At 59.1% G+C, this 11,781-nt stretch carries 14 protein-coding genes; 5 read left to right on the forward strand and 9 right to left on the reverse strand.

The features are described 5' to 3' along the window. Window positions 1-76 precede the first annotated feature (76 nt). Window positions 77-1,105, reverse strand: a complete 1,029-nt coding sequence (znuA, locus tag IM739_RS11985) for a zinc ABC transporter substrate-binding protein ZnuA (RefSeq protein ID WP_237367968.1) — start codon at window positions 1,103-1,105, stop codon at window positions 77-79. 104 nt (window positions 1,106-1,209) lie between these two features. On the opposite strand from znuA, the gene IM739_RS11990 reads away from it, so the two are divergent. From IM739_RS11990 to IM739_RS12000, 3 genes are read left to right on the forward strand one after another with little or no spacing between them, the layout of a single operon-like run. Beyond that, complete coding sequence (locus tag IM739_RS11990) at window positions 1,210-2,148, forward strand: ATP-binding cassette domain-containing protein (protein ID WP_237367969.1); 939 nt, start codon at window positions 1,210-1,212, stop codon at window positions 2,146-2,148. Next, the gene (locus tag IM739_RS11995) at window positions 2,138-2,953 is read left to right on the forward strand and encodes an iron chelate uptake ABC transporter family permease subunit (RefSeq protein WP_237367970.1); all 816 of its coding nucleotides are present in this window, start codon (window positions 2,138-2,140) and stop codon (window positions 2,951-2,953) included. The genes IM739_RS11990 and IM739_RS11995 overlap by 11 nt, the downstream gene beginning before the upstream one ends. 2 nt (window positions 2,954-2,955) lie before the next feature. Further along, window positions 2,956-3,351 carry a Fur family transcriptional regulator gene (locus IM739_RS12000; RefSeq protein ID WP_007603842.1) on the forward strand — a complete coding sequence of 132 codons (396 nt, stop codon included), beginning with the start codon at window positions 2,956-2,958 and terminating at the stop codon, window positions 3,349-3,351. On the opposite strand, the gene IM739_RS12005 is transcribed toward IM739_RS12000, so the two are convergent. The 6 genes from IM739_RS12005 to IM739_RS12030 form a co-directional block, all read right to left on the reverse strand. Next, window positions 3,352-3,882 carry a gamma carbonic anhydrase family protein gene (locus IM739_RS12005; protein ID WP_237367971.1) on the reverse strand — a complete coding sequence of 177 codons (531 nt, stop codon included), beginning with the start codon at window positions 3,880-3,882 and terminating at the stop codon, window positions 3,352-3,354. It lies immediately after the preceding gene. Between the two features lie 18 nt (window positions 3,883-3,900). Further along, the gene (locus IM739_RS12010) at window positions 3,901-4,173 is read right to left on the reverse strand and encodes a hypothetical protein (protein ID WP_007603904.1); all 273 of its coding nucleotides are present in this window, start codon (window positions 4,171-4,173) and stop codon (window positions 3,901-3,903) included. 49 nt (window positions 4,174-4,222) lie between these two features. Next, window positions 4,223-5,626 (reverse strand): D-alanyl-D-alanine carboxypeptidase, encoded by a 1,404-nt coding sequence (locus IM739_RS12015; protein ID WP_237371051.1) that lies wholly within the window; start codon window positions 5,624-5,626, stop codon window positions 4,223-4,225. Window positions 5,627-5,795: 169 nt separating this feature from the next. Beyond that, window positions 5,796-6,587 (reverse strand): hypothetical protein, encoded by a 792-nt coding sequence (locus IM739_RS12020; protein WP_237367972.1) that lies wholly within the window; start codon window positions 6,585-6,587, stop codon window positions 5,796-5,798. 236 nt (window positions 6,588-6,823) lie between these two features. Beyond that, a complete protein-coding gene (locus tag IM739_RS12025) occupies window positions 6,824-7,435 on the reverse strand; it encodes a transglutaminase-like cysteine peptidase (protein ID WP_237367973.1) in 612 nt (203 codons plus the stop codon). 515 nt (window positions 7,436-7,950) lie between these two features. Next, complete coding sequence (locus tag IM739_RS12030) at window positions 7,951-8,562, reverse strand: PilZ domain-containing protein (RefSeq protein WP_237371052.1); 612 nt, start codon at window positions 8,560-8,562, stop codon at window positions 7,951-7,953. A 325-nt stretch (window positions 8,563-8,887) separates the two neighbouring features. Between IM739_RS12030 and IM739_RS12035 the strand changes: the two genes are divergently transcribed. Then, the gene (locus IM739_RS12035) at window positions 8,888-9,658 is read left to right on the forward strand and encodes a rhomboid family intramembrane serine protease (RefSeq protein ID WP_237367974.1); all 771 of its coding nucleotides are present in this window, start codon (window positions 8,888-8,890) and stop codon (window positions 9,656-9,658) included. A 98-nt stretch (window positions 9,659-9,756) separates the two neighbouring features. Next, on the forward strand, window positions 9,757-10,191 hold the full coding sequence (locus IM739_RS12040; RefSeq protein WP_237367975.1) for a CBS domain-containing protein: 435 nt from the start codon (window positions 9,757-9,759) through the stop codon (window positions 10,189-10,191). Window positions 10,192-10,275: 84 nt separating this feature from the next. Here IM739_RS12040 and IM739_RS12045 read toward each other — a convergent pair whose 3' ends face one another. Continuing rightward, a complete protein-coding gene (locus tag IM739_RS12045; RefSeq protein ID WP_237367976.1) occupies window positions 10,276-11,235 on the reverse strand; it encodes a patatin-like phospholipase family protein in 960 nt (319 codons plus the stop codon). A gap of 84 nt (window positions 11,236-11,319) precedes the next feature. Then, the gene (gene hisI / locus IM739_RS12050; RefSeq protein WP_237367977.1) at window positions 11,320-11,772 is read right to left on the reverse strand and encodes a phosphoribosyl-AMP cyclohydrolase; all 453 of its coding nucleotides are present in this window, start codon (window positions 11,770-11,772) and stop codon (window positions 11,320-11,322) included. Window positions 11,773-11,781 lie beyond the last annotated feature (9 nt).

The raw sequence follows: 11,781 nt of genomic DNA on the forward strand, positions 1-11,781 counted from the left end.
GTAATAACATTACATTTGATGATGTGAAAAAAAGGCGGAACCTTGGCCCCGCCTTTGCCGGTCTGGGAGGATCGGGTTATTTCGACAGGCACTCGGCCATTGAAGACGCGAGGTTGCGCATCAGTTGCGGATAGAGTTCCGGCCCTTCGGTCAGCGCGCCGCCCTCGGGATCCAGCGTGCCGCTCTTGGCATCGGTGCCTTCGGTAACCACAGCGATCAGCTTGGATTCGAACTGCGGTTCGGCGAACACGCAGCCGGCATTGAGCTCGGCAATCTTGGCATGGATCTGAGACAGGCGCTCGGCGCCCGGCATCGTCTCCGGGCTAACCGTGACAGAACCGGCGACCCGCACCTTGTAGCGCTTTTCGAAATACTGGTAGGCATCGTGGAAAACGACGAAGGGCTTGTCGGCGACTGGGGCCAATGTTGCGACAATCTGCGCATCCAGCGCGTCGATTTCGCTGTCCAGCGCCTTGGCATTGGCCGCATAGAGCGCCTTGTTGTCGGGATCGGCCTCAATCAGCGTGCTGGCGATGTCCGCAGCCATCGCCTTGGCATTGGCCGGGTCAAGCCACAGATGCATGTCGGTCCCGCCATGCTCGTGATCATGGTCCTCGGCGGAATGCTCTTCCTCGCTGTGTCCGGCTTCGGCTGAATGGTCATGACCTTCTTCGGCGTGACCTTCCTCGGAATGCGCATGATGCTCCTCGGATCCGTGCTCGCCGTGATCATGTGCCTCGAAAGCGCCACCCTCGCGGAAGGGCAGTTTAATCAGTCCTGGCGCATCGTCCAGTTCGACGATCTTGGCCTTGGCGGGAAGCGCCTCCAGCGGCTTTTCGAGGAATGCCTCCAGCCCATGTCCGACCCAGAAGACCACATCGGCATTCTCCAGCGCACGCGCGTTCGATGGCTTGAGACTGTAGGTGTGGGGCGATGCCGCCCCTTCGACGATCAGTGCCGGCTCGCCGACGCCCTTCATGATCGAGGCGACGAGTGAATGGATTGGCTTGATCGACACCACGACCTCTGGCGCTGCCATGGCCAGCGCCGGCGAAAGCAGGAGAGTTGCCGTCGTGGCGGCAAGGGCAAGGCGGGTGCGTTTCATGCGGGATGCTCCGATTGAACTCGTTATGTAATAATATTACATTGATTGCGTAATGCTATAACGTGTGGCATAGCTTCACGCAACAGCAAATTTCCGGGAATGTGATGTCTGCATTGAAAAATAATCAGGCCGCGCCGCTCGTGTCGCTCCGCGGTGCCGGGGTCTATCGCAATGGCCGGTGGCTGGTCAGAGGCGTGGATTTTTGCGTCCGGCCGGGTGAGATCGTCACCTTGATCGGGCCAAACGGATCCGGCAAGTCGACCAGTGCCAAACTCGCCATCGGCGTGTTGCGTGCCGACGAGGGCAGGGTGGAACGCAAGCCCGGCCTGCGTGTCGGTTATGTTCCCCAGAAGCTGGCGGTCGACTGGACCATGCCGCTGACCGTGCGCCGGTTGATGACGCTGACAGGGTCCTTGTCACCGGCAGATATCGACGCCGCACTGAATGCCGTCGGTATCGCTCATCTGTCCGGGGCCGAAGTCCAGCATCTGTCCGGCGGTGAGTTCCAGCGCGCGCTGCTTGCCCGTGCGATTGCCCGCAAACCCGATATTCTGGTCCTGGACGAACCGGTGCAGGGTGTCGATTTCTCCGGCGAGATCGCGCTCTATGACCTGATCACCTCGATCCGCAATTCGACCGGTTGCGGCATCCTACTGATTTCTCACGACCTGCACGTGGTGATGGCCGAGACCGATACGGTTATCTGCCTGAACGGCCATGTCTGCTGCCGCGGCACCCCGGCCGCCGTCAGCAGCAGCCCGGAATACATGCGGCTCTTCGGTAGCAAGGCCGGCAGCACGCTTGCGGTCTACAGCCATGATCACGACCACACCCATCTGCCCGATGGTCGTGTCCTGCATGGCGATGGTTCCGTGACGGATCATTGCCATCCAGACGACGGTCATCATCATGGCGACGGTGAAGCCCATGACCACGGGCACCACGACCACGACCACGGGCATCATGATCATGACCACGGCCATCATCATTCTGAGCCTGAGGATGAAAAGTCCGGGCATGAGGAGCACGTCCATGTTCGATGATTTCTTCATCCGGGCCATGCTCGCCGGCATCGGTTTGGCACTCACCACCGGTCCGCTCGGTTGTTTCGTCATTTGGCGCCGCATGGCCTATTTCGGCGACACCATGGCACATTCCGCCTTGCTCGGCGTTGCGCTGTCACTTTTCTTTTCGCTCAACCTTATGGTCAGCGTCTTCGTCGTCGCGGCTGTCGTGTCGCTGATCCTGATTGTGCTGCAGAAACGCCACGGGCTTTCCGCCGACGCGCTGCTCGGCATTCTCAGCCACGCAACATTGGCGATCGGTCTGGTCATGGTCGCGTTCATGACCTGGGTCCGCTTCGATCTGATCGCCTTCCTGTTCGGCGACATCCTGGCCGTGACCCAGGCGGATGTTGCCTTTGTCTGGATTGGCGGCGTGGTCGTGGTCGCCGTCATCGCCTATCTCTGGCGTCCGCTGCTTGCCGCGACCGTAAATGCCGAACTTGCTGAGGCCGAGGGGCTGCAGCCCGAGCGGGCGCGGGTCATCTTCATGCTGCTGATGGCGCTGGTGATCGCGATCGCCATGAAGATCGTCGGCATCATGCTGATCACGTCTTTGCTGATCATACCGGCTGCGGCCGCCCGACGCTTTGCCACAACGCCTGAATGGATGGCCGTTATGGCCTCGGTGATCGGTGCCTTTGCCGTGATCATCGGCCTGTTCGGCTCGCTTACCTATGACACGCCGTCCGGCCCGTCGATCGTCGTCGCCGCTTTGCTGCTTTTTCTTGTCAGCCTTCTGCCCCGTCCGGGTTCGAAGGCTGTTGATGCCAATTCACGAGGATGACGATGGCCAAGACCGATCTGACCAAGAACCAGTCTCTGGTGTTTGACGCCCTGTCGGCGTCCGACGGCCCATTGTCTGCCTATACGCTGCTCGACCGTTTGCGCGATCATGGTTTCCGGGCGCCCTTGCAGGTCTATCGGGCACTCGAGAAGCTGGTGGAGTTTGGCATGGTGCACCGTCTGGAAAGCATCAATGCCTTCGTCGCCTGTGCCCATCCGCATGACGGCTGCTCCGGTCATGGCACCGTGGCATTCGTGATCTGCCACAAATGCAGTCGCGTCACAGAATTCCACGATCACGCCATCGATCACCGCCTCGATGACATTACCAGGGGCATGAAGTTCAAGGCGGAAAAGACAACGATCGAAATTCGAGGATTATGCGCCGAATGCGCCTGATCAGTCGAGCCGTCGCAGGTCACGCGCAAAGCGTTGCCAGTTGCGCACATAGTTTGCAGCCGAGCGTCTGAGCCCGGCAATGGCGTCATCGTCCAGCGTCCGGATAACCCGGGCCGGCGAACCGACGATCAGGGAATTGTCCGGAAAGTGTTTTCCCTCGGTGACCAGCGCATTGGCGCCAACAAGGCAATTGTCGCCGATCCGGGCACCGTTCAGCACTGTCGCGCCCATGCCGATCAGGGAGTTGTTGCCGATCGTGCAGCCATGGATGATGGCGTGGTGGCCGATGGTGCAGCCTTCGCCGATGGTGGCGGGAAAGCCGATATCCGTGTGCACCATGGTGCCTTCCTGGATATTGCTGCCAGGGCCGATCACGATAGGATCATTGTCGCCGCGCAGCACGACCCCGAACCAGATCCCGACATCTTCACCCAGCGTCACGTCGCCGATGACATGGGCATCCGGCGCGATCCAGAAACGCTCCTGCGCGGGCAGGCGAGGCATACGGTCCCCGAGGGCATAGATGGGCATCGTTAGGCCTTTCGCTAATTAACGCAGGCGCAGGATAATCGGGAACCGTCCGCTTTGCGATGACACATGCAAATGGATCTTCGCCTCCGGCTGGGAGTAGCGCCAGGCACGGGCGCCGTGACACAACAACAGTCCGATCAGGTCCTTGGTCTTCGAGCGCTTCGGCTTCAACCCGAGCTCGGCAAGGCCGAAGGCTGCCTGATGCAGCGGATGAAGCCCGTGGCTCGCTGCCAGGGTGCCGTGGTTATCCTGGTCGCCCGTGCGACCGAAGTGGTTCTCGTTCAACGCCATATTGACTACCTCGTACGCAATACAAATCGAGGGCTACCGGCAGGATTGTTTACTGGGCGGCGGCCCAGCAACCGATCCCTTTTTTCTTCAGTGCCTTGCATGCATTGACCGCTGTCTTCTGGTCGTCGAAGCCGCCGAACCGAGCCCGGTAAAGCTGCTGAGAACCCGCATCATAGGCGATCGTGAAGGGGGTGGCGGAACGCAATACCTTTCCGCCTTTTTCCTGCGCATCGCGCAGAAGGGTCATTGCCATGTCCTTGTCCGGTGAGGTGCCAATCTGGACGACCCAGCCGGCAGACGGCGCGGTGGAGGCAGTGGTTGTGGTGTCTATGCCCTGCGGTGTAGCTGCAGATTCGGCAATTGATTGTGTCGGCGTAGCCGGCGCGATCGACGCGCCGCTATCGGGCATATAGGCTGGAGCCGGCTGCGGCACTGGTACGGCGACCGCTGATGAGCTTGCCTGGGAGTTTGCCTGTGCTGTCGTCGCTTTGGTGAGCGCCGCGCTGGCGGCATTGCCGAGCTGCGGAGCCGCAAATGCCGTCTCGGGCACGGTATCATAACGGGTTTCCGGCATCGGGCCAGTGGCCGGCAGGCTGTGGGCCGACGGTGCGAGCGACGCGGTTGCCGCTGCGCTCGGCGCAACGGACGTATTGGTCTCGGCAATCAGATTGCTGCCGCCACGCGAACCCGAGGCCTTGGGCAGATAGGCTGCGACAAGCTTGCGCATCGTCGCATCGCGGCTGGCGCCGGACTTGCCACCAAGGACGACGGCAACGATCGAGCGACCGTCAGCTTCGGCGGAGGTTGCCAGATTGAAACCCGCAGCGCGGGTATAGCCGGTCTTGATGCCATCGACACCGCGGACATTGCCGAGCAGACGGTTGTGATTGCCGATCACCTGCTTGCCGAACTTGAAGCTGCGGGTCGAAAAGTATCCGTAATATTGCGGGAAGTGCTGACGCAAAGCGATGCCAAGACGAGCCTGATCACGAGCCGTTGTCATCTGCGCTGTATTCGGCAACCCATGGGCATTGCGATAGGTCGTCTTCGTCATGCCGAGGTTGCGGGCCTTGGCCGTCATCATCTGGCCGAAACGCTGCTCCGAGCCACCGAGAAATTCGCCAAGCGCGGTTGCCACGTCATTGGCGGAGCGGGTGACCAGCGCCTGGATGGCCTGCTCGACCGTCAGGCTGCGTCCGGCGCCGACGCCGAGCTTCGATGGAGGTTCGGCGGCAGCATTCTTGGAGACAGGCACCTTCGTGCTCAGCGAGATCCGCCCGGCTTCAAGCGCCTCGAAAACCATGTAAAGGGTCATCATCTTGGTCAGGGACGCAGGATAGCGCAGACTGTCCGCATCCTCGCTGTAAAGCACCTTGCCCGTCTTGGCGTCGATGACCACGCCCGCATATTTAGGCGCCGCTTGCGCGACGGAGACACTGAAGCTCGTCATCATCACAAGCGTCAGGGTAGCAACAGCCAGCCTGCGGATACGAGAGGCGAAATAGAGGTTTCCGTAAAATTTATGCACCACGAGACTCTTCAAGCTATGACCATTGCGGACCGGACGCTCCCCCATCGCGACCACTTCCGTACAGGGTAGGGTCTTAGCCTTACCAAGAGGTTTATGATGAACTTTTAGTTGACGGGATCGGACGCATTTTATGCGAGGTTTCGCTGGGTGCGGGCGCAGCGCGCTTGCCAACATAGTCGCGTACCGCCTGATCGATTTCTGCCCAGTCGCCGAGCCTGCGGCTTGAGAACCGGTACAGGACGGTCAGGTCTTCGCCGACATGGATGTCACGCTGGCAGTCACCATCAGTGGCTTGCGAGGCTTTCGCCGGCAGCAGGCAGCGGACCGCATAGTCGTCTTCTCCGATCCGGCTGGCGGTGAGCAATGTCTCGCCGTCGTAACCCGTACCCGGCTCAAATCGCCTGAGTGTGAGACCGGCCGGCCCACTTTCTGATCTGGGTTGCAGAAGATGCGCGTATATTGCGCTCACGCGCCCCGACATGTCCCGAGACATTGTGCTCTGGGAAATCTGAAGGAAAATCAGTGATTGTTCCTGGGTCAGGTCGTCGAAACGTCGGCGCAGACCTTTTTCGTATCCGGTCATTTCCGGCCAGAGCAGATAAAGGTCGATCTGTTCGGCGGGGCCGCTGACACGCTGCTGTTCAAACCTGATCGTATTTGTGGGAAGTCTCAACAAGTCGCGGCCGATCGTTATTGAGAGGATTTCGCGGCTTTCGCTATGGCCGGCGAGGGAAAGCCGTTCGCCGTAGATGCGTCCTGCATAGCTGATGGCGCTTGAGGCGATGGCGAGAAAAAGCACCAGGCATGTAGCTGCGACCAGAAACCGTGTCGATATCAGCGGCGCGTGATCGTGGGGAGCGGTTTCGGCTGTATCGCTTCGCATGCCAGACCTCCCCTTCGATGGACGACACCAAGATACGCAGTCGTCGATTCCATATCGTGAGGCTCGACGTTCTGCGATTGTGGTTAATGTTGCGTAAAGGATCGTCGTCGGAGAGGGTGGGTTAGAAAAGAAGAGCCGGTCCCGGTTGGACGGGACCGGCTCAGTGGCTCCGGTCGGGGACGGGTATGCGGGGGACAGACCGGGCCAAATGGTTGAGGCTGCCGTCGGCAGGCGCGCTAGTTGGAGGAGACGCTACCGACAACGCTCGCGCGTCCGTCCTGGAGCTTGACCCAGCGCGCGGGATCTTCCGACGACTGGCGCTTCAGGTAGGTATATTCCGTGTCGGACCAGAGCAGCACTTTGTTGCGCATGTTATCCAGCACGAAGTCGCCGTGATCGGTTCGGATCGTTAGTACGGCATGGCCTTCGCCATTCGGCTGAAGAACGACGGTGAGCAGAAGGTCGGCCGGATCGACTCCCTTGTCCATCAGCATCCTGCGCTTCAAAAGCGCGTAGTCTTCGCAATCGCCGACGGTGCGCGGATAGGCCCAGCGCTCTTCTACCCCGTAGATCTCCATATCGGTCAGCGGCGTGATCTGGCTGTTGACCGTGTAGTTGATCTCAAGGATCTCCTTCCAGAGCGGTTCCGTCAGCTCCATTGGACCGCTGTCGCGACCGGTGCCCGAACATTCGCCGCTATAGGTTTTGCAGAATTCGTAGTGGCCGATCGGCGGATTGGCTTTGCCGATGACGCGCATGTTCGCAGATGTGGCGGCGGCCGGTATAGCCAGGCTGCCGACGATTGCGGCGGTCAGAAGTCCAATACCCAGATTTTTCTTTGTTGTCATTGGTTGTCTCCCCGTGATGGAGCCAACATGACATCTAGTTTTTGATCTCTCGCGAAAATGCGGAGTAAAAATCGAAGTAAAGATGAGGCAAATGCAGTTTTATATTTATATGTATTTGATTATTGTTTGAGTATTGTTTGACGAAAATAAGAATAAAAATTCACTCAAATTGCAGCCAATTTCTCATTCTGCATGCGGTTTGTTCGCGATGTGCTCCGGCTATCACATTGAGATCATGTAATTTATTTCGCGGTGTCCAGCTCTGGCATTAAGGATGGACCGTCCCTGGCGCTGCAGATTCGCACATCAGATGGTGGTGCACACTTCGAAGCGTCGGTGCTTCGGCGCTGATTTGACCCGGTTGGCGAGACGATGTTCTATTTTGAAGCAGAAATTTATTTTTGACGCTTCAAAAAAATATTTGCCGAAGCATCGAGCCCCAGGATCGTGCTGAAACGGCAAAAGGCGCCGGCGGACGGACCGCTGGCGCCAAAATCAGAGATGGCCAGATGAAATCAGAGAAACTCGGTGAGCGCTTCGCGTGATTGCAGCGAAAGAAATTCCACCGCCACACCTTCCGCAAAATGGCGAACGACGCGGCCGCGCATATTGCCAAGTCGAACGGCAGTTCCCAGCGGCGGGCGAATGTCGATATCGACGGCGGCACCCGACAGGGAAAGGTCCATGAGACGGCAGGGATAGCGCTTGCCATCTTCCAGCGTCAACTCCGTCCGCGTATTGCGCGGCGTCAGACGATCGTGGCGACGATCTTCCGGAAGGCCGAGTTCATGTTTGTTGGCGATCCAGGTCAGCTGCGCCGCAAGCTTCTCGCGCTTTCGCACGGTCGCGTTGATCGAGATGACAAAACCGTCCTCGGTCAGCTTGACGACTGTACCCTCGATACGGCCGAGATGATCGATATAAGCGATGATACGCTCACTTGGCCGCGGCCGACCGGCGCAGGCGAAGCGCACATCGCCCGGCGACATGTCGATCACCTTGCATACATATTCCTCGTAGTCGGCCATCATCAGTCGACCCTGCAGGCTGACGGCGACACGCTGAAAGGCGCGCTGCTGTCCCGGCGAGGCGATCGTGGTGCTCTGGCTGGTCTGCGAGGAATACATCATGGGCGATCTGTCTATTTCGCGGTTACGAAATGATTATCGGCAAGCTGTTAACATAACGTTTGCTGTGACCCTTGGTTTTGTTCCGTCTTTTCCAGTTTGTGTCCGGCGGTTAAGGTTAAGAGAGGGTTGACGTTGCGGATGCCGTGAGGCTGTGGCAAAAAACAGTCATCAGTTCCCGAAGGTTCTTCGCTTTCGGCACCAACTCGAGGCCGCGCGAACATTCCGCAGCTTGCCTCCACAGCCACTCGGATATCCCGGGTGGCTTTTTTTTGGCGCTCGTCTGGGCTAACAGGTTGGTTAGCAATGCGGCAAGGAGCCAGAGATGCAGGAAAATTCAGGGCCGCCCGAAGAGCCTCAAGCGGGCCCGACCGACGCCGCGCATCAAAAGGAAAATGTGCCGATCTTCAATCTGCCGGGTGGCGTCCTTCTGTCGCTCGCATTGATCGGTATCATCTATACGCTGCAGGCGCTGGTCTTCAGCGACGATACGAATGCCTGGATCACGTTTGAATTCGGGTTCTCGCCGCTGCGCTATGTCTATCCGTTGGCGGACCAGACATTGGCCTGGATCTGGACGCCGGTGAGCTATTCGCTGCTGCATGGCAGTTTTGAGCATCTGGCTTTCAATGGCCTCTGGCTTGCAGCGTTCGGTACCCCGGTCTACCGCCGGATCGGCGCGGTTCGTTTTGTCATCTTCTGGGTGATTTCATCCGTGGCGGGCGCCGGCCTGCACGCTATCGTCAACTGGGGCTCGCCGTCATTGATGGTTGGCGCCTCAGGTGTGATCTCGGCCCTGATGGGGGCAGCTTGCCGCTTCGCCTTCGGTGGACGCCAGCGTGGTTACCTGCAGGCGTTCGGCATCGAACCGCCGTTGTTTTCTGTGCCGGCGGCGCTCGCCGATCGCACGGTGCGGGTCTTCATCATTGTCTGGTTTCTGGGCAATGTCGCCGTGGCCGTTGGCTTGCCCCTTTTCGGGGAATATGCGGGCATGATTGCCTGGGACGCGCATATCGGTGGTTTCCTGTTCGGATTCCTTTGCTTCCGCCCCTTCGATCCCTATAGCAGATCGGTGCGAGCCACTAGAAACATCTAAATATTGCATTCCTCTTGAATAACATGCACCATTTGTAGGTCGCCGCTTTGGGACGGGTAAGCGGTGAGTTCAGACGTGATGAATGTGAGGAGGAAAGCATGACAGCATCTGCCAGAAGCATACTCGAACAGAAGGGCCGTGACGTCGTAACTGTCGGTCCGAGCGTCACACTGGGTGAAGCCGCCCATATCCTGGAAGAAAACAAGATCGGTGCGGTCGTGGTTGTCGGCATGGAGAACCGGATCGTCGGGATTTTCACGGAACGTGATGTCGTGCGTGCAATCGGACAGAATGGTCGTGATGCCTTTGATCAGCCGATCTCCACCTTGATGACCGCCAACGTCTATCGTTGTCACGAGGACACCAGCGTCAATGAACTGATGGAAATGATGTCAGCCAGACGTTTTCGCCACGTTCCGGTGGAAGACAATGGCAAACTGTCTGGGATCATCTCGATCGGCGACGTGGTGAAGTCTCGTATCCGCGAAATTGAGACCGAGGCGGAGCAGATCAAGGCTTATATCGCGGGATAAATAGGCCTGGCACGTTACCGCAGCTTTTGCCGGCCTAGCGTAACTGCCTGACGCAACGACACCCCGCTTACCCGATCGGTCGGGTCAGCGGGAGACTGCTTCCTGCATGCGTCGAATTTCGGTGATGCGCGACTTGGCTTCCGCATATCCGCGCTCGATAGCTTCACCAGCCCGGTGGAATTCCGACAGTCCGATATCATTGACACGTGGATGAAGCGCCAGATCCGGTGGATCTCCGGCAAGTCGCGCCCGCGAGATGCGGTCCTGGATGATATTGAAAGCTTGGACCATGACGCCAGTCAGCCCCATGCGATTCGGGTCCCGGACCGGTTCGCTGGTGGTTTCCACCAGTTCGCCGGCGCGGTGTTTGACGACAGCGGATCGGCCGAACAGGTCGTAGTTGAGGTTGACGGCCATGACGATCGGCTGCTCGAGCGCCCTGCACACGGAAACAGGAACGGGATTGACCAGCGCGCCATCGATCAGCGTCCGGTTGTTGCAGCGTACCGGCTCGAAGATACCGGGCAGGGCGTAGGACGCCCGCAATGCGGTGATCAGGTGCCCGCCATCGATCCATACTTCATGGCCGCTGTTGAGCTCCGATGCGACGGCCACGAACGGCTTTGGCAAGTCCTCGATCATCAGCCCTTGCAGATGCTCCTGCATCCGCTTTGTCAGGCGCATGCCGCCAAGCAGGCCGCCGCCGCCGATCGTCAGGTCGAGCAGGGAGGCAATGCGGCGCATGGTCAGCGAGCGGGCGAAAACCTCGAGCTCGTCCAATTTGCCGGCAAGATAGCAGCCGCCGACAAGCGCCCCGATCGACGTGCCGGCAATCATACCGACCTCGATGCCCTCTTCGTCAAGGGCACGCAGCACACCGATATGGGCCCATCCTCGGGCAGCTCCGCCGCCAAGCGCAAGGGCAACCTTTGGTTTCTTGGGCGGTTGAATTTGGGCCGGCAGACCGGATCCCATGCCGCTCGCTTCCCCGACCGAAGGCGCTTCACGCCCGGCTCCGCTGGATCTCAAACTCCAGTTCAGCATCTCCGTATTCCTCACAAGCTGAACACTCCGGCTCGTATTAGGACACTCTATGCTTACGATTTCGTTTAGTTCAAGGTGACCGGACTAAGCCTTGTAGACAGAATCCGGGTCAAAGTGCCGGTGATCGTCGGCGATCGTCAGCGCTGGTGCGCCATCGACGATCAGAGCCTGCCGATAGAAGCAGGAACGCCTGCCGGTGTGGCAGGTGGCATCATGCCCTGCCACTTCGACCTTCAGCCACAGCGCATCCTGGTCGCAGTCGACACGGATTTCCTTGACCGATTGCAGGTTTCCTGAGCTTTCGCCCTTCTTCCAGATCTTGCCCCGCGAACGGCTGTAGTAGTGACCAATGCCGGTTTCGAGCGTTAGCGCGATCGCTTCGGCGTTCATGTGTGCCACCATCAGCAGCGTGCCGTCGCGCGCGTCTGTGACGACTGCAGTCACCAATCCATGAGCGTCAAATTTTGGAGTGAAGGCCAGCCCCTCCTCGAGAACCGTTTTGTCGGAGGAGGGCGCGTCGAAGTCGATGCTGGTCATTAGCAGGGG

It is taken from the genome of Rhizobium sp. SL42 (genome assembly GCF_021729845.1).
In the GTDB taxonomy this organism is placed as follows: domain Bacteria; phylum Pseudomonadota; class Alphaproteobacteria; order Rhizobiales; family Rhizobiaceae; genus Allorhizobium.